Origin of the sequence: Brevundimonas vesicularis (assembly GCF_032067225.1) — a bacterium.
In the GTDB taxonomy this organism is placed as follows: domain Bacteria; phylum Pseudomonadota; class Alphaproteobacteria; order Caulobacterales; family Caulobacteraceae; genus Brevundimonas; species Brevundimonas vesicularis_F.
Genome location: NZ_DAMBJX010000022.1, coordinates 23,635 through 48,522, shown reverse-complemented (window position 1 = coordinate 48,522; position 24,888 = coordinate 23,635). Strand labels below are relative to the sequence as shown.

The 24,888-nt window shown below is 65.8% G+C and carries 25 protein-coding genes; 17 read left to right on the top strand and 8 right to left on the bottom strand.

Annotated features, from left to right (window positions below):
* From RT123_RS07705 to RT123_RS07690, 4 genes are all read left to right on the top strand, one after another.
* Nucleotides 1-813, top strand: an 813-nt coding sequence (locus RT123_RS07705; protein WP_313008611.1) for a TniB family NTP-binding protein, incomplete at its 5' end; no start/stop codon positions are given.
* Nucleotides 794-2,155: a TniQ family protein gene (locus RT123_RS07700; RefSeq protein WP_313008610.1), complete on the top strand. Its 1,362-nt coding sequence runs from the start codon at nucleotides 794-796 to the stop codon at nucleotides 2,153-2,155. The genes RT123_RS07705 and RT123_RS07700, both read left to right, overlap by 20 nt.
* Nucleotides 2,086-3,063, top strand: a complete 978-nt coding sequence (locus RT123_RS07695) for a hypothetical protein (protein WP_313008609.1) — start codon at nucleotides 2,086-2,088, stop codon at nucleotides 3,061-3,063. The genes RT123_RS07700 and RT123_RS07695 overlap by 70 nt, the downstream gene beginning before the upstream one ends.
* Before the next feature lie 393 nt (nucleotides 3,064-3,456).
* Nucleotides 3,457-4,269 carry a hypothetical protein gene (locus RT123_RS07690; protein ID WP_313008608.1) on the top strand — a complete coding sequence of 271 codons (813 nt, stop codon included), beginning with the start codon at nucleotides 3,457-3,459 and terminating at the stop codon, nucleotides 4,267-4,269.
* Between the two features lie 224 nt (nucleotides 4,270-4,493).
* Here RT123_RS07690 and RT123_RS07685 read toward each other — a convergent pair whose 3' ends face one another.
* The 3 genes from RT123_RS07685 to RT123_RS07675 all read right to left on the bottom strand — a co-directional run bounded on the left by RT123_RS07685 (nucleotide 4,494) and on the right by RT123_RS07675 (nucleotide 5,932).
* A complete protein-coding gene (locus RT123_RS07685; protein WP_313008607.1) occupies nucleotides 4,494-4,853 on the bottom strand; it encodes a hypothetical protein in 360 nt (119 codons plus the stop codon).
* Between the two features lie 225 nt (nucleotides 4,854-5,078).
* Nucleotides 5,079-5,387, bottom strand: a complete 309-nt coding sequence (locus RT123_RS07680; RefSeq protein ID WP_156494712.1) for a hypothetical protein — start codon at nucleotides 5,385-5,387, stop codon at nucleotides 5,079-5,081.
* A gap of 77 nt (nucleotides 5,388-5,464) precedes the next feature.
* On the bottom strand, nucleotides 5,465-5,932 hold the full coding sequence (locus tag RT123_RS07675; RefSeq protein WP_313008606.1) for a hypothetical protein: 468 nt from the start codon (nucleotides 5,930-5,932) through the stop codon (nucleotides 5,465-5,467).
* Between the two features lie 135 nt (nucleotides 5,933-6,067).
* Here RT123_RS07675 and RT123_RS07670 point away from each other — a divergent pair, with 135 nt between their 5' ends.
* Nucleotides 6,068-6,379 (top strand): hypothetical protein, encoded by a 312-nt coding sequence (locus RT123_RS07670; protein WP_313008605.1) that lies wholly within the window; start codon nucleotides 6,068-6,070, stop codon nucleotides 6,377-6,379.
* Between the two features lie 6 nt (nucleotides 6,380-6,385).
* Here RT123_RS07670 and RT123_RS07665 read toward each other — a convergent pair whose 3' ends face one another.
* Nucleotides 6,386-7,051: a TlpA disulfide reductase family protein gene (locus RT123_RS07665; RefSeq protein ID WP_165115014.1), complete on the bottom strand. Its 666-nt coding sequence runs from the start codon at nucleotides 7,049-7,051 to the stop codon at nucleotides 6,386-6,388.
* On the opposite strand from RT123_RS07665, the gene argH reads away from it, so the two are divergent.
* From argH to RT123_RS07640, 5 genes are all read left to right on the top strand, one after another.
* Entirely contained in the window at nucleotides 7,050-8,489 is a 1,440-nt protein-coding gene (gene argH, locus RT123_RS07660; protein ID WP_370458464.1) for an argininosuccinate lyase, read from the top strand. The genes RT123_RS07665 and argH overlap by 2 nt on opposite strands.
* The gene (locus tag RT123_RS07655; RefSeq protein WP_055807399.1) at nucleotides 8,486-8,716 is read left to right on the top strand and encodes a hypothetical protein; all 231 of its coding nucleotides are present in this window, start codon (nucleotides 8,486-8,488) and stop codon (nucleotides 8,714-8,716) included. The genes argH and RT123_RS07655 overlap by 4 nt, the downstream gene beginning before the upstream one ends.
* A gap of 1 nt (nucleotide 8,717) precedes the next feature.
* Entirely contained in the window at nucleotides 8,718-9,992 is a 1,275-nt protein-coding gene (gene lysA, locus RT123_RS07650) for a diaminopimelate decarboxylase (RefSeq protein ID WP_313008604.1), read from the top strand.
* Between the two features lie 49 nt (nucleotides 9,993-10,041).
* Complete coding sequence (locus tag RT123_RS07645) at nucleotides 10,042-10,698, top strand: hypothetical protein (protein WP_165115018.1); 657 nt, start codon at nucleotides 10,042-10,044, stop codon at nucleotides 10,696-10,698.
* A 78-nt stretch (nucleotides 10,699-10,776) separates the two neighbouring features.
* Complete coding sequence (locus RT123_RS07640; protein WP_313008603.1) at nucleotides 10,777-11,766, top strand: cation diffusion facilitator family transporter; 990 nt, start codon at nucleotides 10,777-10,779, stop codon at nucleotides 11,764-11,766.
* 4 nt (nucleotides 11,767-11,770) lie between these two features.
* Here the strand turns inward: RT123_RS07640 and RT123_RS07635 are convergent, their stop codons facing one another.
* Nucleotides 11,771-12,628: a glutamate racemase gene (locus tag RT123_RS07635; protein WP_271042416.1), complete on the bottom strand. Its 858-nt coding sequence runs from the start codon at nucleotides 12,626-12,628 to the stop codon at nucleotides 11,771-11,773.
* Nucleotides 12,629-12,757: 129 nt separating this feature from the next.
* Here RT123_RS07635 and RT123_RS07630 point away from each other — a divergent pair, with 129 nt between their 5' ends.
* Both RT123_RS07630 and RT123_RS07625 read left to right on the top strand, forming a co-directional pair.
* On the top strand, nucleotides 12,758-14,944 hold the full coding sequence (locus RT123_RS07630; protein WP_313008602.1) for a M3 family metallopeptidase: 2,187 nt from the start codon (nucleotides 12,758-12,760) through the stop codon (nucleotides 14,942-14,944).
* A gap of 146 nt (nucleotides 14,945-15,090) precedes the next feature.
* Complete coding sequence (locus RT123_RS07625; RefSeq protein WP_055807418.1) at nucleotides 15,091-16,056, top strand: magnesium and cobalt transport protein CorA; 966 nt, start codon at nucleotides 15,091-15,093, stop codon at nucleotides 16,054-16,056.
* Here RT123_RS07625 and ppc read toward each other — a convergent pair whose 3' ends face one another.
* Complete coding sequence (gene ppc, locus RT123_RS07620) at nucleotides 16,057-18,756, bottom strand: phosphoenolpyruvate carboxylase (RefSeq protein WP_313008600.1); 2,700 nt, start codon at nucleotides 18,754-18,756, stop codon at nucleotides 16,057-16,059.
* Nucleotides 18,757-18,958: 202 nt separating this feature from the next.
* Here ppc and RT123_RS07615 point away from each other — a divergent pair, with 202 nt between their 5' ends.
* Both RT123_RS07615 and RT123_RS07610 read left to right on the top strand, forming a co-directional pair.
* Nucleotides 18,959-20,149: a divergent polysaccharide deacetylase family protein gene (locus RT123_RS07615; protein WP_313008599.1), complete on the top strand. Its 1,191-nt coding sequence runs from the start codon at nucleotides 18,959-18,961 to the stop codon at nucleotides 20,147-20,149.
* Complete coding sequence (locus RT123_RS07610; protein WP_313008598.1) at nucleotides 20,149-20,625, top strand: RNA pyrophosphohydrolase; 477 nt, start codon at nucleotides 20,149-20,151, stop codon at nucleotides 20,623-20,625. Before RT123_RS07615 ends, RT123_RS07610 begins: the two co-directional genes overlap by 1 nt.
* 49 nt (nucleotides 20,626-20,674) lie before the next feature.
* On the opposite strand, the gene RT123_RS07605 is transcribed toward RT123_RS07610, so the two are convergent.
* Entirely contained in the window at nucleotides 20,675-21,154 is a 480-nt protein-coding gene (locus RT123_RS07605; RefSeq protein WP_313008597.1) for an Hsp20 family protein, read from the bottom strand.
* Between the two features lie 271 nt (nucleotides 21,155-21,425).
* Between RT123_RS07605 and RT123_RS07600 the strand changes: the two genes are divergently transcribed.
* The 3 genes from RT123_RS07600 (at nucleotide 21,426) to RT123_RS07590 (ending at nucleotide 24,279) form a co-directional block, all read left to right on the top strand.
* Nucleotides 21,426-22,232: a methyltransferase gene (locus tag RT123_RS07600; RefSeq protein ID WP_284876449.1), complete on the top strand. Its 807-nt coding sequence runs from the start codon at nucleotides 21,426-21,428 to the stop codon at nucleotides 22,230-22,232.
* A gap of 95 nt (nucleotides 22,233-22,327) precedes the next feature.
* Nucleotides 22,328-23,248 carry a methyltransferase gene (locus RT123_RS07595; RefSeq protein WP_313008596.1) on the top strand — a complete coding sequence of 307 codons (921 nt, stop codon included), beginning with the start codon at nucleotides 22,328-22,330 and terminating at the stop codon, nucleotides 23,246-23,248.
* A complete protein-coding gene (locus tag RT123_RS07590) occupies nucleotides 23,245-24,279 on the top strand; it encodes an alpha/beta hydrolase (RefSeq protein WP_313008595.1) in 1,035 nt (344 codons plus the stop codon). Before RT123_RS07595 ends, RT123_RS07590 begins: the two co-directional genes overlap by 4 nt.
* A gap of 4 nt (nucleotides 24,280-24,283) precedes the next feature.
* Here RT123_RS07590 and RT123_RS07585 read toward each other — a convergent pair whose 3' ends face one another.
* Nucleotides 24,284-24,853, bottom strand: coding sequence for a hypothetical protein (locus RT123_RS07585; RefSeq protein ID WP_313008594.1), 570 nt, complete (start codon nucleotides 24,851-24,853; stop codon nucleotides 24,284-24,286).
* Nucleotides 24,854-24,888: the final 35 nt, after the last annotated feature.

Genomic DNA, 24,888 nt, shown 5'->3' with positions numbered 1-24,888 from the left:
GCCAAGCGCTATCTCAAGAAGAACCCGGCTTCGGTTGGCGGCAGCGGCATGGTCTTCCCGGTGGTCCGGGCCGATATGCCTGCGGAAGGCGGGGCCTGCGCCATTCTTCTAGCCATCGCAGACGCCATCGGCGTCACTCTGACGGCCCGCGCCTCGAACGGCGCGATCTTCAAGGCGATCGAACGTGGCTTTAGGACTCATGAGGTCGAGCTGCTGATCCTGGATGAAGCCGAGTTGTTCATCAAATCCGACAAGCGCGGTCTGCTGACCTATGTGCGGGACCTGCTGCGTAAACTCGTAGACATCGGCACGTTCAATGTCCTTTGCGTCGGTCTGCAAGAAACCTACGACGTAGTGGCCGGCGACCCTCGTTTGGTCGGTCGTGGCATGCTGCCCTACACCCGCATCCTTCCCTACGAATGGGAAAGCGCAGACGACAAGATCGAGTTCAGAAAACTCTGTCACGCATTCGACGAGAAGCTGCCCTTCAACAGCCGCTCAGGTCTCGCTTCGGTGGAGATGGCCTCCAGCCTGCATTGGGTGTCGGAGGGCAACATCGGCGTCCTACATGACATGATCTACTTCGCCGCCTGCGTGGCGATCAACGACGACGCCGACCAACTTGAGGCCCGGCACTTCGAAGCTGCCTATGAAACCCGGATGCCCTATGGCAACGGCTACAACCCCTTCCGGGACGGTCGGGCCAACGCACCTAAGATTATGGAGAACAGGGCGGAAGCCGCGTCTACGGCTACGCCGTCTAACCTCTTCATGAAGACGGGAGGCGAGATCCATGCCTTCGCCACTCATTGAATTCCCGTTGCCTGCCTGGCCGCGGGAGGCCTTCCCCTTCGAGCCGGCACACGGATATTTTCGGCGCCTCGCGGTCGCTAACGCACAGGTCAGCGTGCGGACGCTGGGCTCCTATGTAGGAGTCAACGGCCGCAACTTCGACCGCGAGGAACTGCTGGAGTTCTGCTCGCGCTTTCCCTCGGTGGGCATTGAGAACCTCAAGCGCTTCACCCCGAAAATCGAAGGTCCGCTCGTGATCATGAACGGCGAACTCATCAGCCGTAAGAAGGATTACAATCCCTATCACCCGCGGGCCTGCCCCTCCTGCCTTCGGGAAACCTACTACTATCGGAATTGGTTCGACCTTTCGGCCGCCGGGTTCTGTCCGATCCATGGAGAGCCCCTGTGCGATTTCAACGCCGGGGAGCGGATGGCCTGGTGGCAGGCGAGTCTGGGTCAGCCCGTAACGCTCCGCTGTTCGACGGGCGCACCTGATGGTGGACCGAGATCTTTGGATTGGGAGAGGTATGTGCTGGGGCGCATGGGGGTGGTCGAGCCTCATCCGAATGCGATCCTGGACGCCTTTACGCTGGCGGACGTCATCGCGGGGTGCGTCCTTTTGGGGACCGATCGGATCGCATGCGCCGCATCATCGGCTGAACGCCGTGCGGTTCGGCGACATGACGCGGCCGCTGCGGGTTTTGCATGTCTTCGCGAGGGCGTGGATGGCGTACGCACCTTCTTGGTCGCAAAGGCGGAACAGGCCGCCCGAACTGATGGTTGGCGAGGGACAACGGTCGACGGCAGCTTTGGCTGGGTGGCCTCCGCTATCAAACGGAACCTGTCTTCGGGTATCGGCGACCTGTGCGTGTCCGGCCTCAACGCCGCGATCGACCAGCTCAGCCTGTACTCCCGTAGCAGCCGACTGGACCCTGAAACCAAAGCCGCTTCCAATCTCACACTGACCGACTTGGCCGACCGGCCGGGTCCGCCCCGCCGCAAGGTCAGACTGATTGCTCATAAGATGGGCCTTGTTCCGACTGCGCGTACGGGATCCCAAACATACTGGTTCGCCCCAGCTCATGTAGAAGCGTTCGAAAAGCTTCTCGCAGACCTTGTGTGCCGCAAGCATGCAGCCGCCGCCCTTGGATTGTCAGGCACCGCGTTTGGGGCGCTTCTCGCCCACGTCGGACTGCACCCTACACCCGGCTGGGCGAAGCGGACCCCGCCGCCGACAAGTTTCTCGGATCGGAAATCCGCAGTCTGCTCGATCGTATCGCCCGGCAAGCCGTATTGGTCGATCAACCCGGCATCGGCTTCGAAGAATTCTGTCGCCGGTCGGACCAGGCACCCGCAGATGTAGCGTGGGCGATCCTCCAAGGCCGCCAAACTGTCACGCGCATCGGCGAGACCGGTTTTGCGGGCATCGAATTGCCGGTTGCGGACGTGAAGCCAAAGGTCACCCAAGAGCCTAAGCCGAGGCGGTCGAGCCGGGTGCCGGGAATCAGCTTCGCTGATGCGGCATCCCGCTTGGGCGTCGCGCAGACAGCCATTCCGGGACTTGTCGAAGCAGGGCTTCTGACGGAGCAGGACGTCGCCGGCCGAGTGCGCCGGATCGTGGACTCAAGTCTGGACCATTTCGATTCCCGATACGCTGCAGTGACCGCCTACGCTCGCGCGTTCGATCTTTCACCTCAGAAGGCAGCAGCGGAATTCCAAGCGGCCAATGTGACCATGCTGCGTCGTGAGGGGCGTCAAAAGGTTGTCTGGGCGGATCGGGCCAGCGTCATCGAAGCGATGGGAGAGCAGTGGGACTTGACGAAGCTGGATGGATGCTCATCCACCATCTGGAACGCCTTCCGGCAGTACCTCAACGAAATAGGCTCTCCAAATCGACTGGTAAATGCAGTCGGCGCTGCAGCCCGTCTTCGTTCCGGTTCAGGGTTCACGCTGCTTCATCTATCGACGGATCTGGAAGAACGGTCGCTCACTGTCAGCGCCAGCGCGGTCCAGAAGTCGTCGCCCGCCTGGTTTGAGCTACTCAAGGCGCATGAGGCCCATGTTCGTGAAATCTGGCCCGAGGCGACCGTGCACAGCGATTTCGAATCGATCGCCCTCACCCAGATCCACGCGATTGGATCAGAGGCCGTGGCCAATCGACTGATACCTGTCGTCACCTCCGTAGACTATATCGCCACGAGGCTGCGCATGCTGAGGTTGATGGAAGTCACTGAAGCCAGTCCAATTTTCTCTGTCGAACAGGCCGCCTAGTCCAGTTTCATAAGGCGGAGAACGTCCAGAAAACGGTGACGCCGAAATGCCTTCGCATTGATTTTATTGAGCTTCCGAGTCCAGACATATATGTCGTCCGACAATCCACTGCGTATGATCGACTTGTGTTGTCGGGTTTGATGGCCCGTCATGAGATCCGGAGCGTGCGAGGTCCCCTAGATCTACGTTCGCCGCGCCTTCACGTCTGAAGTCTGCTTCGGTCGGCGAAGGTTCGGATCGAGATCCACCTTGGCCTTCTGTCCAGTTTCCGCTCTGGGTCCAGCGCATATTTGAGCCGCAGTCTGCGAAGGGCCGATTAGCATTTAATCGGGTGCTTAGCGGGTGTTTTCCTCTCGCGGAGGTGGTACGCCTTCGGCTTGAGGAGCTTCCTGTATGCGCAGCCTGTTGAAACAATTCGTTATTGCCGCAGTTGTCGTGCTGCTCGGAGGGCAGCCCGCAATCGCGCGTGAGGATGCGCCGCCCACGCCTGTTGAAGATTGGTCGCTTGAAAAGGTCCAGGTCATAGGAGCGGCCCTGTATCGCCAGGATGCTGCTGCGGCTGTCGCTAGCGACGCGCTCACGCGACATTTCCGCAACCGTCTTCCCGCGGGTTTGATCGGCTGGATCGTAGTCGATGAGGGGGAGAACCAGCGAGTCCGCTTTTTGAGCCAGGAGAATGGCCAGCGGCGCGCCGCATGGGATGTGCTGGTCACCAGCGAAGGAGCAGGTCCGGTGGAAGCGGCTGTCGACCCTGTCCTGCCCGCGGACCAACTCGCGCGGTTCGACGCGCGCATGACGGCTGCAAATCAGATCGGCGAGCTGCGTTGTGCTCAGCGTTATAATGCCGTCGTCCTCAAAGATCCGGACAGCGAAGATTGGCTGGTCTGGCTGCTTGCCTCCACCACGGATCCCAATAGCCTGATCCTTACCGGCCACTACCGTTTTCGCATCTCAGCGGACGGGCGTTCACTGCTGCGGCGCGACCAGCTTTCCGCGACCTGTATCATTTCTGACCGACGTGAGGCTGCCCGCGACGGTCAGTTGAACGCGCTTGTCGTGAGCCACATCGTGTCCCCGTTGCCGGTGGAGACTCATGTCTTTGCATCGCTGTTGTATCGCCTGCCGATCTACGTGGTCACCGTGGGCAACGACACGATCTGGGCCGTCGAAGGGGCGAAGATCCGGCGCTCCCATGTGCAGAACTGACAGTTGGAACGGCGACGCAGTTCGGTGTGGTCGGAAGGCCTGCAAGCCCTAAGAACCAGGGTCCAAGTCCGTCAGCGATCGACACCGCTGAACTCCGCTTTGGATCGGATTTGTTCAGGACGGTGTGGATGTCGGCGACCTTCCGCGAAGCCAATCAAGGCGCTTAAACGACGGCAGAACTTGAAAGACTTATAGGGTTCGAGGACTTGGTGCAGGTTGGATGGTCAGTTCGACCGTTTCCCGCCTATGCCAGGCAATAGAACTGTCGCGCGTCCCCCCTCGTTGAAGGTGAGCATCGGTCGAGCAATGACGATCCATTGCTCAGCTTCAGGACGAGCAATCGTTGTTTCCAACGTCAGTCGCTGACCTGCGCCTTCTGTCAGACGTGTGTCGATACGATAACGTCCATCGACCTGCGCATAGGCGGCTGAGCCAGGAGACATGGTAAGGGACGGAGCATCGACGACTTGACCTGCCTGCGACAAGGCGACGACCACGACGTAGTTTGGCGCCTCTGAGTTTTGCGCAAATGCGGGTGCGGACAGCACAGTTGTCCCGATAACCAGGAATGCTACAGACCGCATCTCCAATGTCCTCTGAAAGCCAGTGAGTGGTTGTTCCGATCTGATTCAGATTTAGAGCAAGGCTCGCTGGCTATCTCGGGCCGGCACTGGATGATCGCTCTAACAAAGCCAGTTGCGCGCTGCTGAGCGCTTATCCGGTGCGGAGTTCTGGTCGAGTCACCTCGCGACCGGCAACGTTTGGGTCTTGCGTCGCTGCCAGCAGCCCAAGGTGTAAAGACTGACAGATCAAAGCGGTCCGGGCGGGATGCCGACGATCGAGCGGTCATACTGCACGGCATCGCGGCTCTGGATTTCACGAAGTTCCTTGCGCTTGGCCTCGACCAAAGCGGCATATTGTTCAGGCGTGTAGCAGATGGTCTGCTCAAGCCGGCGTCCCGTCAGAGCCCGCCGTTCGCAGACGCGCCGAGGCCGTTCCTGCGCTGTAGTCTGAGCGACTGGTCCAGTCTGAGGCGTTGCGACCTCGCCAGCCGGCGACGTCTGACCAGAAGCCTGAGCGGCGAGAGTAGCGGCGAAGAGCAGAGAAACTGGGAACACGGCTGTCTCCTTTTCGGACCAGACAAGCTCCCACGTCTATCCCTTTCTGGCAATCCAAGAGTTTGTCTCAGAAAGACTTAAGGTTGAGGTGAGGTCGGTGCGATGACCACGTCTCCGCTCGAGGCCGGCCGAACCACCGTCTGGCGTTCGATCACCACCGGTTCGGCGGCTCGGGCCTGTGCTGCGCGCGCTTGTTGGATCGCCCTGTCTGCTTCCGCCCGAGCCGCCATGGCCTGAGCCTGGGCCAGCGCGATACTGTCGCGGGCGTCGGCCTCACTGTTTCTGACGAGGGCGCTTTGCGCGGTGGCTTGGGCGTCGGCGGCAGCGGCTTCGGCCTGGGCCAGGCGAAGCTCTGCCGATGGATCACGATCGGAGGGCCTGGTGAACAACCATAGTGCGACGGCGACTACGATCGCGCCCAGCAGAGCGGCCAACCACCAGCCTGTGCTGCTTTCGCGCTCGACGATGATTGTTTCCTCCACACGCGGGAGCGTGCTGGCGATCGGAATGATCACATTCGGGTCGTCTCTGCGAAACTCGTCCATTGCCGTCTCCTCCTCCACTTTCGGAGCCAAACCCCGTGTCGGGTTCTATGGTTCCGCTTGCTCTGGCCTGACTGCAACCTGCGCCGTTGTGCTGCGTTTTCCGGTCGAGCTTTCAACCTTGACCGGAGTTTCGTCGTGACGATCCGAACCAAAGCCCTGATGGCGGCCGTCGCCGCAATGACGCTGGGCGCGGCCGCCTGCACCCAGGCCGAGCAGGAAAAGACGCAGGCGCATGCCGAGGCTGCGGCCGACAAGACGGCCGATGTCGCGTCTCAGGCCGGCGAAGTGATCGAGGGCGGCGCGATGAAGGCGGCGCAGGCGGTCGAGAGCGGGGCTGGCAAGGTCGCTGACAAGCTGGAAACCGAACAGGCCGAGGCGGCGGCCGAGGGCAAGCCTGGCGCGATCAATCCCGCGACCGACCAGCGCGTTCCGGCGAACACTAACTAAAGACGATCAGGCGAGAGGCGGCGCGCCGCCTTCCGCCAGGATCGCATCGATCAGGGCGCGGGCGTCTTGGCTGGACCAGTCCGCCTCGCCTTTCATCACGGCGCGAACGCGGCCTTGACGATCTAGGACAATGGTCTGCGGCATGGCGCCCTTGCCGGGAAACTCGAACGGCAGCTGGAATTTGGCGTCGCTGTAGAAGGGCAGGGGCGCGTGGCCGGCCAAGAAGCGTTTCGCCTCGGCTGCGGCTTCGGGTGTGGCGTCCACGTTGATCGGCAGGACGACCAGATCCTCGTTCGCCTCATAGGCTTTCGCCAGCGCCTGGAGCGTGGGCATTTCCGCCTTGCAGGGCGCGCACCACATCGCCCACAGGTTCACGACCACGACCTTGCCCTGAAAAGCCGAGAAACGGACGGCTGTGCCCGTGCGATCGCGGAACGCGTATTCGGGCGCCGGTTTCGACTCGGCCGGGGTCGACAACGCGGCCAGGGATCCGACCGCGAAGCGCGCCAGATCGCTTTTCGGCGCCTCGGCGGCGGTTGTGGTCTGTTCGACTTGCGCCTTCTGGCGATGATTGGCGTATAGCGACATCGCCATGCCGCCGGCGCCGGCGATGGTGCTGACGACGACGACCGCGCCGACGACCGCCCAGATCGCCTTTCTTGAGCCGCTCATGACCGAAACACCTTCTTCCGACGCCAATCCATCCGGCGGTTCGACTGCGCCGGTGAAGCCCGCGGGTCAAGACATGTGGGGCGGACGCTTTTCGTCGCGCCCCGCCGAGATCATGCAGGCGATCAACGTCTCCATCGGCGTGGACCAGCGCCTGTGGCGTCAGGATCTGGCCGGATCGCGGGCCCACTGCCGCATGCTGGCCAAGCAGGGCATCATCGCGCAGGCCGATGCGGACGCGATCCTGGGCGGGCTGGAGGTCATCCAGTCCGAGATCGAGGCCGGGACCTTCCCGTTCCGCGACCAGTTCGAGGACATCCACATGAATGTGGAGGCGCGCCTCAATGAACTGATCGGCGAGCCGTCGGGCCGGCTGCACACGGCGCGCAGCCGCAATGATCAGGTTGCCGTCGATTTCCGCCTGTGGGTGCGCGACGCCTGCGATCGCTCGGTCGCCCAGTTGAAGGCGTTGCAGGCCGTCCTGCTCACGCGAGCCGAACAGCATGCCGGCGACCTGATGCCCGGCTTCACCCATTTGCAGACCGCTCAGCCCGTGACCCTGGGCCACCATCTGATGGCTTATGTCGAGATGTTCGGCCGTGACGCGGGGCGTTTCGCCGACGCCCGCGCTCGGATGAATGAAAGCCCGCTAGGGGCGGCGGCCCTGGCTGGTTCGCCCTTCCCCATCGATCGTCAGGCGACGGCTGCGGATCTCGGTTTCGACCGGCCGATGGCGAACTCGCTGGACGCCGTATCGGACCGAGATTTTGCGCTGGAGAGTTTGGCCGCCGCCTCGATCACCGCGGGGCATCTGTCGCGCTTGGCCGAGGAGATTGTGGTCTGGATGACGCCGATGTTCGGCTTCGCCAGCCTGCCCGACGACCTGACCACCGGCTCGTCGATCATGCCGCAGAAGCGCAATCCGGATGCCGCCGAACTGGTGCGGGCCAAGACGGGCCGGATCATGGGGTCTCTGGTCGCCCTGTCCACGGTGATGAAGGGCCTGCCGCTGGCCTATTCCAAGGATATGCAGGAGGACAAGCCCCCGGTGTTTGAGGCCTTCGACGCCCTGGATCTGGCCTTGGTCGCGATGACGGCGATGGTGTCGGCCCTGCAACCCAACACCGAACGAATGGCCCAGGCGGCGGGCGCGGGCTTTTCGACTGCGACGGACCTGGCCGACTGGCTGGTGCGCGAACTGAACCTGCCGTTCCGGAAGGCGCACCATGTGACGGGGGCGGCGGTCAAACAGGCAGAGACGCTGGGCGTGGATCTGTCGCAACTGCCGCTGGAAGAAATGCAGAAACTGGAGCCGGGGATCACCGAAGCGGTTTACAAGGTGCTGACCGCCGAGGCTTCGTGCCAAAGCCGCCAAAGCTATGGGGGAACCGCGCCGGAACAGGTCCGTGCGCGCATCGCCGACTGGAGAGCCCGCCTGTGAAAAAATCTCTGATCCTCGCGGGCGCGCTCGCCCTTCTGACCTCCGCGTGCGGCCGGATGGCCGATCTGGAATCGCCGGTGCGCGAGACCGAGCGTGCGCCGCGCAGCAGTCGCGCGCCGGGGCTGCCCGAGCCGGCGACCATGAACCGTCCGTCCAGCAGCGTGCCGATCGACGGTGGCCCGTCCAACCCGATCGGCGCCGGCGCCGCCCAGAACGACCCGCGGTAAGTTGCACCATTTCGACCTGAAGGACGGCGCCCTCCATGCTGAGGGCGTGCCGCTGGAGCTGATCGCGGACGAGGTCGGCACGCCGGCTTATGTCTATTCGACCGCGACCCTGAAGCGGCATTACGGCCTGCTGCGCGCCGCCGCCGATGCGCATCGGGACGCTTTGGGCGAGGCCCTGATCGCCTTTGCGGTTAAGGCCAACTCCAACCTTTCGGTGTTGGCGACCCTGGCGAAACTGGGGTCCGGCGCGGACACCGTCTCCGAGGGCGAAATCCGCCGCGCCTTGGCCGCCGGTGTGCCGTCCGACCGGATCATCTTCTCCGGCGTTGGCAAGACCGATGTGGAAATGGCCTTCGCCATCAGCGTCGGCGTGCGTCAGATCAATATCGAATCCGGCGCCGAGCTGGATCGGCTGATCGCCGTTGCAGCCATGATGGATGCGTCGCCGGCCATCGCCGTCCGGGTGAATCCGAACGTGGGCGCGGGCGGTCACGCCAAGATCACCACGGGCGGCAAGGGCGACAAGTTCGGCGTGCCGGTCGAGGAGGCGATGGACCTCTATGCCCGCGCCTCGGCCTCGCCCCATGTCACGCCGGTGGGGCTGGCCTGCCATATCGGCAGCCAGATCACTGACCTTAAGCCGCTGAAGGCCGCCTTCGAGGTCTTGGCGGACATGACGCGTAAGCTGCGGGCGCAGGGTCATGCCGTGACTCGGCTGGATCTGGGGGGCGGGCTGGGCGTGCCGTATTCCGGTGGGACCGAGCCGCCGTCGCCGGCCGAGTATGTCGCCATGGCCGCGCGGGTTCTGAACGGGCTGGACGTTGAGGCGGCGTTCGAGCCGGGCCGGCTGCTGGCCGCCAACGCCGGCGTGCTGCTCAGCCAGGTGATACAGGTCAACGAACGCTCGGACGGACGGCGCTTTCTGGTGCTGGACGCGGCGATGAACGACCTGATGCGGCCTGCGCTGTACGACGCCTTTCACGACATCCAGCCGGTCAATCCGCGCGGGGGCGGGGAGACGGCCTATGACGTGGTCGGGCCGGTGTGCGAGACGGGCGACACCTTCGCGCGTGACCGCACGCTGCCGCCGCTGGAGGCCGAGGACCTGATCGTCTTCACCGGCGCGGGGGCTTACGGCGCGGTGATGTCCAGCGAATACAACAGCCGGCCCCTGATTCCCGAGGTGCTGGTGGATGGCGATCAGTGGGCCGTGATCCGGCCACGTCCGACGTATGAAGAGATGCTGGACCGCGAGCCGTTCGCCGATTGGCTTTGATCGCCGATTCTTCTCGACCGTTATAAAGTAACACGCTATAGGGCCGGTCATGTCCCCCGGTCCCGAACAGTCCGTCATGCTTTCCCTGCTGGGCGGCGGCTTCGTTGCGGCCTTTCTGCATGCGGCCCTGCCGACCCACTGGCTGCCCTTCACCTTGGTGGGGCGGGCGCAAGGCTGGCGACCGTCGCGGATCCTGATGGCGGTGACGGCGGCCGGCCTGGCCCATATCGCCACAACGGCGGTGGTCGGTGGTCTGATCGTGGCGGCGGGTCTGGCGCTGGATCAGTGGATCGAGGGCGTGCTGCCCCACCTGGCGGCGGTGCTGCTGTTTCTGTTCGGCGCCTTCTATCTGGCGCGCGCGACCCTGAAGCGGCCGGCCATGGCCGGTGGTCCTGCGGTCGAGACGCCCGAGCCGGCCGTGTCGGACAAGGCCGCCTTCCTGGGTCTGGTCGCCATGATGGCGGTTTCGCCGGGCGAAGTGCTGCTGCCCATCTATCTGTCGTCGGCCTCGGCGGGCCTTGGGGCCTTGGCGCTGCTGACGGTGGTGTTCGCGGCGGGGACCATCGCCGGCATGGCGGTCTTCACGGCCCTGGCCAGCGCCGGCGCCTCGATTCTGCGGCTGGAGCGATGGGCGCGGTATGAGGGGGCGGTACTGGGCGTGGCCCTGATCGGTCTTGGCCTCGTTGTCGCCATGCACCAACACTGACGCGATATTACATGATAACATTCAATGCGTTATCATGTAGCGGCTTGGCTGTTTCGCCAGAGGGCGTATAGGCGAGCCATGAACGCCGCGCACGACCACAGCCCCAGCCACCGGCATGACCAAGATCATGCGGATCACGGCCATGGGCATTCTCACAGCCACCACGGACACAGCCACGGCCACGGCGGTCATAGCCACGGCCCAGTGGACACGGGCGACTGGCGCTATGCCGTTGGCTTGGTGGTCAATCTGCTGTTCGTGGCGTGCGAGTTTGGCGCGGGGCTGATCGCGGATTCGACCGCCCTGCTGGCCGACGCCGGGCATAATCTGTCGGACGTGCTGGGCCTGGCTATGGCGGGCGGCGCGGCCTGGCTGGCGCGACGCGGCGCGCATGGAGCGGCGGGCGGTCGGCGGACCTATGGGTTCGGCAAGGCGACGGTGCTGGCGGCGCTGGGCAATGCGTTGCTGCTGATCTTCGCCTGCGGGGCCATCGCCTTCGAGGCCGTGCGGCGATTCAACGAGCCGGCGCCGGTCGGCTCGGGCGTCATCATGGCGGTCGCCGGCATCGGCTTCGTCATCAACCTGGGCACCGCGCTGCTGTTCATGAAGTCGCAGCACGATCTGAATGCGCGCGGCGCCTATCTGCACATGATGGCCGACGCAGGCGTGTCGCTGGGCGTGGTGCTGGCGGGCGGGCTGATCATGATGACCGGCTGGTCGGTCGTCGATCCGCTGGTCAGCCTGGCGATCGTCGTCGTGATCCTGTGGTCGACTTGGGGCCTGCTGAAGGACTCGGTCAATCTGGCCATGGACGGCGCCCCGACGGGCGTGGACGTGCCGGCTCTGGAACAGGCGCTGGTCGGCCTGCCGGGCGTGCGAGCCGTGCATGATCTGCACGTCTGGGGATTGTCGACGACCGAGACGGCCCTGACCGCCCACCTGGTCCACGACCGCGCCGACACGGCGGCCCTGATCTGCGAGGCCCAGGCGGTGGCGAAGCGCTACGCCATCGGCCATACGACATTGCAGCTGGAGACAGAGCCTCTGCCGGATTGCCCGGGCTGCTGAGCCCTTAGGCCTGTTCGAACGTCACCGGCGCGCCCCAGAACTGCGACACCAGTTCCGACTGCGGCCCGGCCTGGCCGGTGGTCAGGAAGTCGCGGCGCCCGCTGTCGCCCAGATCGTATTCCGGGTGCGCCTTGAAATAGCGCTCCAGCGCATCCGCCACCGCCGTCGGCTGTTCGATCAGAACGGTGCCGGCAGGCAGAGCCTGGGCGAACAGTTCGGCGACGATCTCATAGTGGGTGCAGCCCAGGATGGCCTTGTCCGGGTGGCGGCCGATGCGACGACGCAGCGCATCGACGTGGTCGTCGATCACCACCTTCAGCTCCTCCGGCGGCGCACCCAGCTCGATCAGACCCGCCAGGCCGGGGCAGGGCTCGGAAAAGACGGCGATGTCCTCGCGCCGCTTGTCGATCTCGATCTCATAGACGCGGCTGATGGCCGTGGCGGCGGTGCAGAAGACGCCGGTGATGTCGATGGAGGCGACCTTTTCGCCTTCCTGCGGGCGCTCGGCCTCGAAGCTCCAGGGCTTGCCGGTCGCCGCCTCGATGGTCGGGACGATGATGCCGAGGATATTGACCGGGCGGCCAAGACGCTCGCGCAGACCCGGCAGCCAAGTCTGTTGCAGACGGCGAAGCGCAATGGCGCTGGCGGTGTTGCAGGCCAGGACGACGACGGAGGCGCCGGCCTCGAACAGACGCTCGCAGCCGGTTTTCGTCAGTTCGACGATGTCTTCGCCGCCGCGCCCGCCATAGGGGGCGTGGGCCTGATCGGCCAGATAGACGAAGTCCCGCTGGGGGAAGCGTCGGGTCAGTTCGCGGTGGACGGTCAGACCGCCCACGCCGGAGTCGAAAACGCCAATAGCCATGGCCCGGCTTTAGAACAGTGCGACGACGTATCCAACCGGATTGGCGACAAGTTTATGCCCGCGTCAGGTGACGGGGGCGATCCGTGCGCCTAAGTGTATCGCAACCATGATCTTGTTTCGGAGCATTCCATGCATAGACGCCAGCTTCTCATCGCGGGCGGCAGCCTGATGGCCCTGTCGGCCTGCGCTTCCACAGGCGCGACCTCGGGCGGTTCTGCTGCGGCGCCGTCCGCCGCCAGCGTCGCCGAGGAAGCGCGCATCGCCCGCGCCGTGCTGCCCAGCCAGACGCCGCGCGCCGAGCTGCTGCAGGCCTGGACCGGGAAGTATGATGGCGTTCCGCCCTTCGACAAGGTGACGCCCGCCAAGCTGCGCGAAGCCATGCTGGAAGGCATCGAACTGCAGCGCGCCGACATCGCCGCCATCGCCAACAACCCCGAGGCCCCGACGTTCGCCAACACCATGGCGGCGCTGGAGCTGGCCGGCGAGCCGCTGGACCGGGCGTCCAACGTCTATGGCGTGATGACCTCCAACATCGGCGGCGAAGCCTACGACGCGGTCGACACCGAGCTGTCGCCGCTGCTGTCGGCTGCTTCGGACGAGATCACCTTCAACGAGAAACTGTTCCAACGGGTCAAGACCGTCGCCGACACCGCCGACGCGGCGGGCCTCAGCGCTCAGCAGAAGCGTCTGGCCGAGCGTCGCCGCGACGCCTTCATCCGTTCGGGCGCCAATCTGGACGCGGCCGGCAAGGCCGAACTAGGCCGGATCAACACCGCCCTGTCCAACGCTTTCACCCGCTTCGGCCAAAAGGTCGTCGCCGATGAGAATTCCTGGACGCTGATCCCCAACGAGTCCGGCGTGCGAGGCCTGCCGGACTCCAACAAGGCCGCCGCCGCCAGCGCCGCGCGCAGCCGCAATCTGCAAGGCTGGGCGATCCTGAACACGCGTTCGGCGGTCGATCCCTTCCTTACCTTCGCCGACGACCGGGCCCTGCGCGAGCAGGTCTGGAAGAAGTTCGTCAATCGCGGCGACAACGGCGACGCCAACGACACCAACTCGACCATCGCCGAGATCGTGAAGCTGCGCGACCAGCGCGCCAAGCTCTTGGGCTATCGCAACCACGCTGAACTGCGCATGCAGGACACGATGGCCAAGACCCCGGCCAATGCTCAGGCCCTGATGGACCGCGTCTGGGCGCCGGCCAAGGCCCGCGTCGCCGAGGAAGTCGCCGACATGAAGGCGATCGCCGGCTTCGACATCGAGCCGTGGGACTACCTCTACTTCGCCGAGAAGGTGCGTAAGGCCAAATACGACCTGGATCAGAACCAGCTGAAGCCCTACTTCGAGCTGAACGCGGTCCGCGCCGGCTCCTTCGCCATGGCCGAACGCCTGTACGGCTTCCAGTTCAAGAAGCTGCCCAAGGGATCGGTGCCGACCTTCGAGCCCGACGTCGAGGCCTACGAGGTCTATGACAAGAGCCGGGACGGCCGACTGATCGGTTTGTACTACACCGACGACTACGCCCGTCCGGGCAAGCGTTCGGGCGCTTGGATGACCACCTATCGGTCGTTCTCGCAGCTCGACGGCTCCAAGGTCATCCTGGCCTCGAACAACAACAACTTCACCAAGCCGGAGCCAGGCGAGCCCGTCCTGATCTCGCTGGACGACGCCGAGACCCTGTTCCACGAGTTCGGCCACGCCTTGCACTATCTGTCGTCGGTGGTGACCTATCCGTCGTACGGCAACACGCCGCGCGACTTCGTCGAATATCCGTCGCAGGTGCACGAGCACTGGGTGCTGAGCCGCCCGATCTTGGACGGCTATCTGAAGCACTATCAGACAGGCGCGGCCATGCCGGCCGAATTGGTCAACAAGATCGAGGCCGCCGCCACCTTCAACCAGGGCTATGCGACGGTCAGCTATCTGTCCTCGGCCATCGTCGACATGGACCTGCACACCCAGGCCGTGCCGCCGACCGACATCGACGCGTTCGAAAAGGCCAGCCTGGCGCGGATCGGCATGCCCAAGGAGATCGTGATGCGGCACCGCCTGCCGCAGTTCAATCACCTGTTCACGTCGGACGCCTATTCGGCGGGCTACTACAGCTATCTGTGGTCCGAGACGATGGACGCCGACACCTGGGCCTATTTCGAAGAGTCGGGCGACGTGTTCAATCCGGACATCGCCGGCCGCTTCAAGTCGATCATGCTGGCCCCCGGCAACACCACCGATCGCGCCGAAGCCTATCGCGCCTTCCGCGGTCGCGACCCGGACGTGGCGGCCCTGCTGAAGGTCCGGGGCTTCCCGGTCTCCTGATCTTGGAGGCTATCGCCTTTCGGGCGACTTGAGCCTGATTGGTGACTGAATAAGCGAACGGCCGGTGGAGGGATCCGCCGGCCGTTTCGTTTGGCGAAAACCTGGCCTAGAGCAGGTCGAGACCCGCGCATATCCCGGAACCCCGCATGACCGTCGTCGCCTCCTACGTCTATCGTGACGGCCAGCGCGTGCGAGAGGCGCCGTTGACGCCCGAGGGGTTGGCGCTGGAGCCGGGCGAGTTCGTCTGGGTGGGGCTGTACGATCCGACGGACGCCGAGATCGACGTCCTGGTGGAACGGTTCAAGCTGCATCCGCTGGCGGTCGAGGACGCCCTGGCGGCGCACCAGATGCCCAAGGTCGAAGTCTATGGCCGCGAACTGTTCGTGGTGGCGCGCACGGCGATGAAGATCGATGACCGGCTGGCCTATGGCGAAACGCACGTCTTCGTCGGTGACGACCATGTGGTCAGCATCCGTCACGGCTCGGCCCGCGCTCACAACCATTTGCGCACACAGCTGGAAGCCTCGCCCCTGCAGCTCAAGAAGGGTCCCGACTTCGTCCTGCACGGCATTCTGGATTTCATCGTCGACGCCTATGCTCCCATCGTCGACGATGTCGAGGACAGCGTTCTGGAGATGGAGCAGCGGACGCTGGACGCTTTTCTGTCACGCCTGGAGATCCGCCGGCTGTTCACCCTGCGCCGCGAGTTGCTGAAGTTCCGGCGCATCCTGGGGCCGATGGAGGAGGTGCTGGGACGGCTTCAGTCGCTGGACCTGCCCTGTATCGATCCGGACGTGCGGCCCTATTTCCGCGACGTGGGGGACCATGTGCGGCGGGTGAACAGCCGGCTGGGGGGATTGAACGACATCCTGTCGTCGGTGTTCGAAGTGGCCAACCTGCTGGAACAGCAACGTCAGGGCCTGATCACGCGCAAGCTGGCCGCCTGGGCCGCCATCCTGGCCGTGCCGACCGCCATCGCCGGCATCTACGGCATGAACTTCGAACACATGCCCGAGCTGCGCTGGGAATACGGATATTATGCGGTCCTGGGCGTGATCGCAGCCATCTGCGCGGCGCTGTATGTGACCTTCAAGCGGACGAAGTGGCTTTAGTCAGCCGCTGTTTCGCAAGCCTGCCGCCACGCCGTTGATGGCCAGAAGGATGCCCTCGCGGACGCGGGGGTCGTCGTCGCCTGCGCGGCGGCGGCGGATCAGTTCGATCTGGACGTGGTTCAGCGGCTCGACATAGGGCATGCGCAGCCGAATCAGCCGGTCCAGCTCGGGCTGGCCGCCCAGCAGGGCGTCATGGCCGGTGATGGCCAGGATGGCGTCATGAGTGCGCTGCCATTCCTCGCGGATTTCGCCATAGATGCGCGACGCCAGCGACGCATCGGGGACCAGGGTGGCGTACCGGCGGGCGATGGTCATGTCGGACTTGGCCATGACCATCTCCATGTTCTGGACCAGCGTCTTGAAGAAGGGCCAGGCCTCGGCCATCGCCTTCAGCTCGCCCATGTCCTTACCCTGCACCGCCGAGCCGAAGCCGAACCAGCCGGGCAGCATGACCCGGCTCTGCGACCAGCTGAACACCCAGGGAATGGCCCGCAAATCCTCGATCCGCGTCGAGGCGGTGCGCGACGACGGGCGCGAGCCGATCTTCAAATCGGCGATCTCGGCGATGGGGGTGGCGGCGCGGTAGTAGTCGACGAAGCCGTCGGTTTCATAGACCAGCTTGCGATAGGCGGCCATCGACCGGGCCGACAGGTCCGACAGGGTCGCGCCGTGTTCGGCGGTGAAGGCGTGATCCGTCCCCTTGCCCAGTGAGGCCAGCATGGCGCCGCAAGTCAGGGCGTCCAGATTGCGAAGCGCGATCTCCGGCTCGCCGTATTTGTTGGCGATCACCTCGCCCTGTTCGGTGGTGCGGATGCGGCCCTGGACCGTGCCTTCGGGCTGGGCCAGGACGCCGGCGAAGGACGAACCGCCGCCGCGCCCGACCGTGCCGCCGCGCCCATGGAACAGTTGCAGCTTCAGCCCGTGCTTCTGCGTCACCTCGACCAAGGCGCGCGAAGCCTCGTGCAACTCCCAGCCCGAGGTCAGGTAGGAGCCGTCCTTGTTCGAATCCGAATAGCCGATCATCACCTCCTGCACGCCTCGCGCCTTGGCGACGGCGAGGGCCGACGGCTCCTGCAACAGCCGCTCCAGGGTGGGGCGCGCGGCGCGAAGGTCTTCGATGGTCTCGAACAGAGGCGCGGCCTGGATGGGACAAGCGGCGGGGTCCTCGGGTCGGTAGAGACCGACCTCCTTGAGCAGCAGATAGACTTCCAGCAGGTCGGAAGCCGCGTCGGTCTTGGACACGATATGAGTGCGGATGGCCTGCGGGCCGAAGGCGGCGAGCGCTGTCGCGGCGGCTTGAAGGATGGCGCGTTCCTTCAGCGTTTCCGGCTCATAGTCGGCATACGGGCTGAACAGCAGGCGCGACGAGGCCAGTTCGGCGGCCAGCACCTTCAGGCGACCTTCCTCGTCCAGCGCCAGATAGTCGGACTGGACGCCCGCGACATTCAGCAGGTCGGCGACGACGCGTTCGTGGACGTCGGCGTTCTGGCGCATGTCCAGTGTCGCCATATGGAAGCCGAACACCTCGACCGCCGTGATCAGATCGCTGAGCCGGTCGTCGGCGAAGACGCCGCCGTGGTGCGACACCAGGCTGTCGTGAAGCGTCTTCAGATCGGCTTCAAAGGCGTCGGGCCCCGGATAGGGTTCGGCCTTGACCGCGGGGCGACGGGGCGGGGGGGCGTCGCCCAGCTTCTCGTGCGTGGCGGCGAGGCGGGCATAGACGCCGGTCAGGGCGCGGCGATAGGGCTCGTCCGCGCGGTGGGGCGAGGGGTCGTGGGCGGCGTCGGCCAGAGCCTGAAGCTCGGGCGACACCTGCGCCAGTTCGGCGGCGAGGCTGAGTTCGGCGCCCAAGGCGTGCACCTCGTCCAGATAGAAGGTCAGCACGGCCCGCGCCTGGGTGCGGAAGGCGGCGGCCATCACAGTGGCGTCCACGTTCGGATTGCCGTCGCGGTCGCCGCCGACCCAGGTGCCGACGCGCATGAAGGGCTGCAACTCGGGCGCGTCCAGCAGCCGGCGCCAGGCCGACAACTGCTTGGGCGCGACGTGCAGGAAGATGCGGTCCAGGAAGGAGACCACGGTGTCGATTTCGTCCTGCACCACCAGCCCCTGGGTGCGGACCAGACGCGTGGCCCACAGGATGACGATCTGGCGGCGTAGCGGTTCGGCGATGGCGTTCAGGGTGCAGGCGTCGCCGGCCTTGTCGCATGCGTCCAGCAGGTCGGTGATGGCGGCGATGCGGTCGATGACGCTCTTGCGCCGGACCTCGGACGGGTGGGCGGTCAGGACTGGCGAGATCAGCGACTGATCCAGCAGGGCGCGCACGGCCTCGCGGTCCACCCCCTGATCGGCCAGGCGCTTCAGCGCGCCTTCGGGCGTATCGGGCCGGGCGCCGGCCTCGGCCTGGCTCTGGGCGCGGCGGCGGGTCGAGCGGTCCTCGGCGATATTGGCCAGCAGAGAAAATAGGGCAAAGCCGTGCGCCAAGCCGGCCGCCTGATCCACCGACATGGCGGTCAGCAGCTTCTCAAGACGCTTGGCGGGGTGCGAGGCCGGGTCGCGATGGTAGGCGATGGACGCCTGACGCACGGCCTCGACATGGTCGAACAGGGCCTGACCGCCCTCGTCGCGGATGATGTCGCCCAGAATGCCGCCGAGCAGTCGGACCTCGTCACGCAGGGCGTCGTCGGCGGCGGGGCTCATCATCTCAAATATCCTAGGACGGCTTGGGGTCGGCGCGGGGAGGTCGGCATCTGGAAGGGCGAAGTCGCCCGCGTCAACGCACGATCCGTGACAGCCGCTCCCAGAAATCACCGCGTCGATCATGGTGAACCGCCCGTTAGGGTTTCTTAACCGACGGCGCGCGATGATGCGGGCGTAGGATTCCAGATCGGTTCCACTCTTGCCCATGTTCGCCAAACGCCAATCCGCACTCGCCGCCACCGCCGGGACCGCCCCGCGCGCCAAGGACGGCCCGAGCCTGAAACCTGTCGTCGACGCCCTGAAGAAGCCGCCGGTCGCCGCGGGTCTGGCAGGCTTGCTGCTGCTCAGCACCAGCGCCCTGTTCCTAACGGTTCTTGGCGATCCCAAGGCGGGGACGCCCTCGGCCCATGTCGCGCTGGAACGTGACGCGCCCGCAGCGCAAGCGCCGGCCCCGACGGGCTTCGAAGCCTTCTCCATGGGCGCGATGGGGCTGTATCAGAATCTCGCGGGCGGCGCCGATCCGACCGCGGGCGGCGACGCCGTCATCACCCTGCCGGACGGCGGCAGCGTCTCGGGTCAGGGCGCGCCCATCACGGCGCCGGTCCACGCCGCCTCTCCGTTGGCCAAGGCCCCCATCGCCGGCTTGTCGCAGCCCGGATCGAACGGCCCCCTGCCGATGATCGCGCCCGACGGCCGCGTGCCGGCCCAGGCCTATGCTCGCCCGTTCCGACCGAACGGCAAGCCGCGTGTGTCGCTGATCGTCGGCGGCCTGGGGCTGAATGCGGTGACGACGCGGGCGGCCATCGAACGCCTGCCGCCAGAGGTCACGCTCAGCTTCGTGCCCTATGCCGACAATCTGCAGGGCTGGATCGACCAGGCGCGCGCGCAGGGTCATGAGGTCATGCTGGAAATGCCGATGGAGCCGACCGGCTATCCCGACAATGACCCCGGCCCCTATACGCTGCTGGCCGACGGCGGCGCCGACGACGTGACCGCCAAGATGGACTGGCTGCTGAGCCGCGCCACCGGCTATTTCGGCGTGACCAATTATCTGGGCGACCGGTTCGCCGGCTCGGACACGGGTATGAACGCCTTCCTGAGCGTCCTGCGCCAGCGCGGCGTCGCCTTCCTGGACGACGGCTCGTTCCAGCGTCGGCCGGGCGCCTGGGCGCGGGCCAGCGCGGATCGCGTCATCGACCGGACCCAGTCGCCCGCCGCCATCGTCGCCGCCCTGAATGGTCTGGAGGCCCAGGCCAAGCTACGCGGTTCGGCCCTGGGGGCCGGCTTCAGCTATCCGGTGACGGTCGAGGCCGCCGCCCGCTGGACCGCCGGCCTGGAACAGCGCGGCCTGCAACTGGCGCCGGCCTCGTCCATGTCGATGCGGCCGGGGCGCTAGTGTCCGATCTCGACGCCTATCGGCCCAATGTCGGGGTCGTGCTGTTCAACCGCGAGGGCCTGGTCTGGTACGGCCAGCGCCACGCCACGCCCGGCCCGCATAACTGGCAGTTCCCGCAAGGCGGCGTCGATGCCGGAGAGGATCTGGAAGCGGCCGCCCGCCGCGAACTGCATGAGGAGACCGGCGTCACCTCGATCGAACTGCTGGCGCGGACGGACGACTGGATCCTGTACGACTTCCCGCCCGAAGCCATGAACAACGCCAAGGCCTGGCGCGGTTTCAAGGGTCAGAAGCAGCAGTGGTTCGCCTTCCGCTTCACCGGCAACGAGGCCGAGATCGATCTGGCGGCCGACGACGAGGTCGAGTTCGACGCCTGGCGCTGGGGGCCGCTGTCGGACGCCTGTGACCTGATCGTGCCGTTCAAACGCCCGGCCTATGAACAGGTCGTCGCCGCCTTTTCGCACTTGGCGACATAAAAAAAGGGCGGCGCGAACGCCGCCCTTTCATAGTTCGCCGTGAAACGGCTTAGGCCGCTTCAGCCTTCTTCTCGGCCTGGCCTTCGATCAGCGGCTGGCTGGCGCCGATCTCGACACGGCGGGGCTTCAGCGCCTCGGGCAGTTCGCGCTTCAGCGAGATCGACAGCAGACCGTTGACCAGATTGGCGTCGTTGACGACGACATAGTCGGCCAGCTGGAACCGGCGCTCGAAATCGCGCTCGGCCAGGCCGCGATGCAGATAGGTCTTCTGCGTCGCCGTATCGTCGTTGGCGGTCTTGCGGCCGGTCACGGTGAGCAGGTTTTCCTTCACCTCGATGTTCAGCTCGTCGGGGCTGAAGCCGGCGACGGCGATCTCGATGCGATAGGCGTTCTCGCCCGTGGTCTCGATGTTGTAGGGGGGATAACCCGTATCCTGGCTGGTCGCGCGCGAGGCGTTTTCCAGCAGATTGGCCAGACGGTCGAAGCCGACGGCCGAGCGGTACAGCGGGGTGAAATCATAGGTACGCATCAGCATCCTCCTGAGGATCAGCAAGGTTGAGCCGCCCGGCGTTTTGGCCCGGGCGGTAGGGGATCAGATCGACGACCCGAAACCGGCGCCGTCAGTCTGGAGAACCCGAAATCGGCGTCCTCGGAAGCAAAGATGGGAACCGGCGAAACGGCGTCAAGGGCGCCGCCCGCACGATTTTGCTTGCGTCAAATCCGCCTGTGTCTCGTGAAGTTCATTTGCGCGGGCGGCCCGTCTGCCTATGGAGAACGACCTGAACCTGGAGCCCTCGATCATGCGCCTTGCCGTCTACGGCCTCGCCGCCGTCCTGCTGTCCGCCGCCCCCGCCCTGGCCCAACAGTCGCCCCAGACCCAGGGCGCGTGGACGCCGCCGCGTTCGGCCCTGTCCAGCGCCATGCCGACCTTCTCCGACGACACGGCCTTGCAGACCGCCATCGCGGCCGAGACCCGGCCCGCCGCCGACCGGGCGCGCGACGTCTATCGTCATCCGTATGAATCCCTGACCTTCTGGGGTCTGACGCCGGGCATGACGGTGGTGGAGATCGAGCCGGGCGGCGCCAGCTGGTGGCGGCACATCCTCGAACCCTATGCGGCGGCGACCGGCGGGCGTTATGTGCCGGTCAATCGCCCGCTGGAAAGCATGGGCGTGGCGGATGGAACCGCCGACTTCATCCTGGTGGCCCGCGCCTTCCACAACTGGTCGCGCGACGGCCGGACCCAGCCGTATCTGCAGGCCTTCTTCAAGGCCTTGAAGCCCGGCGGCGTGCTGGCCGTCGAACAGCACCGCAGCGCGGAGGGTCTGAATGTCGCTGACGTCGCCTCCACCGGCTATGTGCCCGAGAGCTATGTAATCCATGAGGCGCGCAACGCCGGCTTCGTGCTGGAGGCGCGCAGCGAGCTGAACGCCAATCCCAAGGACGACCACGATCACCCGTTCGGGGTCTGGACCCTGCCGCCGATCCGCCAGTCGGCTGCGCGCAACGACCCGTCGGGCCGCACCCTGACGCCCGAGGAACGCGCCGCCTTCGACGCCATCGGCGAGAGCGATCGGATGACCCTGCGTTTCCGCAAGCCGGAATAGGCTGTCTTGCGTTTTGACCGGACCTGCGAACCCGATTAAGCCCAAGGCGTCAGGGTGCGTCGGACGCGGGTCCCGGCGTCCTGCGGAGGTTTTGAATGGCTGATCGTCTGGCGAGCGCGAGCGGATTGTCGCGTCGGTTTCTGCTGAGCGGCGCTGCGGCGCTGGGGCTGACCGGCGTGGCGGCTTGCGGGCGCAAGGACGAGGCCGCAAAGGCGCCGGCCGCGCCGCCCACGCCCGCCGGGCCGCCGGAAGGCTCGTTGGAATGGGCGGTCGAGGGGCCGTGGCGCACGGCGCAGGACAAGGCGCGCGACGCCTTCCGTCACCCGATGGAGACGCTGCGGTTCTTCGGACTTCAACCCAAGATGACGGTGGTGGAGTTCTGGCCCGGCAGCGGCTGGTACACCGAAATCCTGGCGCCCTATCTGGCCAAGGGGGCGGGAACCTATGTCGCAGCCCTGTTCCCCGAGGGGCCGACCGCCGATCCGGCGCAGGCCGTGCTGAACACCGCTTTCCGCACCCGGTTCTCCAGCGACAAAAAGCTCTATGGAGAACCGCAGTTTTCGGTCTTCGGCGCGGGGTCCGGCCCGGTGACCGCAGCGGGTACGGCCGAGATGTGCCTGTTCATGCGAACCCTGCATGGCTGGATGGCGGCGGGCATTGCGGAAAAGGCCTTCGCCGACGCCTTCGTCGCCCTGCGCCCCGGCGGTATCCTGGGCATCGAACAGCACCGGCTGGCCCCTGCGCAGGATCAGGATCCGGTCGCGGCCAACGGCTATGTGCAGGAAGCCTTCGTGCGCCAGTTGGCTGCCGAGGCGGGCTTCGTCTTCGTCGAGGCGTCCGAGATCAACGCCAATCCGGAAGACACCAAGGATCACCCGTTCGGCGTCGACACCCTGGCGCCCACGCGCCTGACGGCGCCGCGCGGCGAACCGGCGGACCCCGCTTTCGATCGATCCAAATATGACGCGATCGGCGAGAGCGATCGCATGACCTTGAAGTTCAGGAAGCCCGAGTGAACCGCGCCCAAGCCTTCGCCGCCAACGCCCCGTTGATGGGGGTTCCCGGCGCCGCCCCGCCGCCCGGCGGAAAGGGCGACTGGTTTCGCGGCGCGGGCGGAATGCGCCTGCGCGCCGGGCTGTGGAAGCCATCGCATCTCGCTGCGGACAAGGTGCGCGGCACCGTCGTGCTCAGCCCCGGCCGCACCGAGCCGATCGAGAAATACTATGAGGTGATCGGCAACTTCCTGGCGCGCGGCTGGTGCGTGCTGACCCACGACTGGCGCGGCCAGGGGCTGTCGGCGCGGCTCTTGCCGGATCGGCTGAAGGGGCACGCCCGTGCGGTCGAGGAGTTTCTGGACGACTACAACCGCCTGCTGAACGCCTATGAAGATCAGTGCCCCAAGCCCTGGATCATGGTCGGTCACTCGATGGGCGCGTGCCTGAATCTGTTGTCGCTGGAAAGCGGCGAGGACCGGTTCGCCGGCGCGGTCCTGTCCAGCCCCATGCTGCGCATCAAGACCGGCAAACGGTCGATGTGGTCGGTCAAGCTGGTGGTGCGCTGGAACATTCGCCACGGCCAGGCCGGCGACTACATCCTGGGCGACCCCGACGATCCGTTCGACCACAACTTCGCCGAGGACGCCCTGACCTCGGATGAGACCCGCTATGAGATGTGGCGTCAGCAGCTTTACGCCTGCCCACACCTGGCCATCGGCGGTCCCACCTATGGCTGGCTGGCCTTTGCGCTGGACGCCGGCGAGCGCGCGCTGAAGCCCAAGGCCCTGAAGGCGGTCAAGGCGCCGGTCGTGATCGTCCAGGCCAGCGCCGACGACGTGGTGTGGAAACAGACCAACCAATGGGCCGCCAAACGCATCCCGCGCGGCCGCTACGTCGAGGTCGCCGGCGCCAAGCACGAGGTCATCATGGAGGCCGACGACCTGCGCGCCGTCTTCCTGAACGAATTCGACGCCATGGCCGATCTGGTGGCTCCTGCGGCCGACGCGCTCACCGATCCGTCGGCGAGGACTGCAGACGTGGCGGCGGTTTGATCGTTCACGCGGCGGTTTCGGCACGCCAGCGTCGGTCGATCGTCTGGGTGACGCCGCATAGTTGCAGGAAGGCGACGGCGACGCCGGGGCCGGTCTCGGCCTTGATCAGCAGGGGCAGAACGATCCACTCGCGCGGAAAGCGCATGACCAGCACGTCGTCGCTGGCGCGCAGGTGCGGGCAGTATTTCATCGACCGGTCGACGCAGTGACGGTGCAGGGGCGCGATCGAGCCGGCGTCGATCATGACCCGGTCGTCGGCGATGTCGGCGCGAACCTGACCGCCGCGCGCCCTGAGCTGACCGGCGCAACGTCGCGCGGCGATCTGGGTCCAGCGATCGCCCTCCTGGGTCGGCTCGCCGCACATCGGGCACAGCATGCGCGCGACTGTCAGGCGCTGTCGGACCAGATGGTTCTTCGAATATTGCGGCTTGCCCGCGCCGGGCGCACTGGCCTGCATCAGGGCGAGACGGCCGCCGACGGTTCGGCAAGGCGCGGCGCCCGTAATCTCTTCGCCGCTCCAACTCGTGACCCAGGGCACGTCGACGCCGACAACCAGTTTGGACTGCCCAGTCATCGAAATCCGTCCCCTCAACCGTTCGCACCCTGACG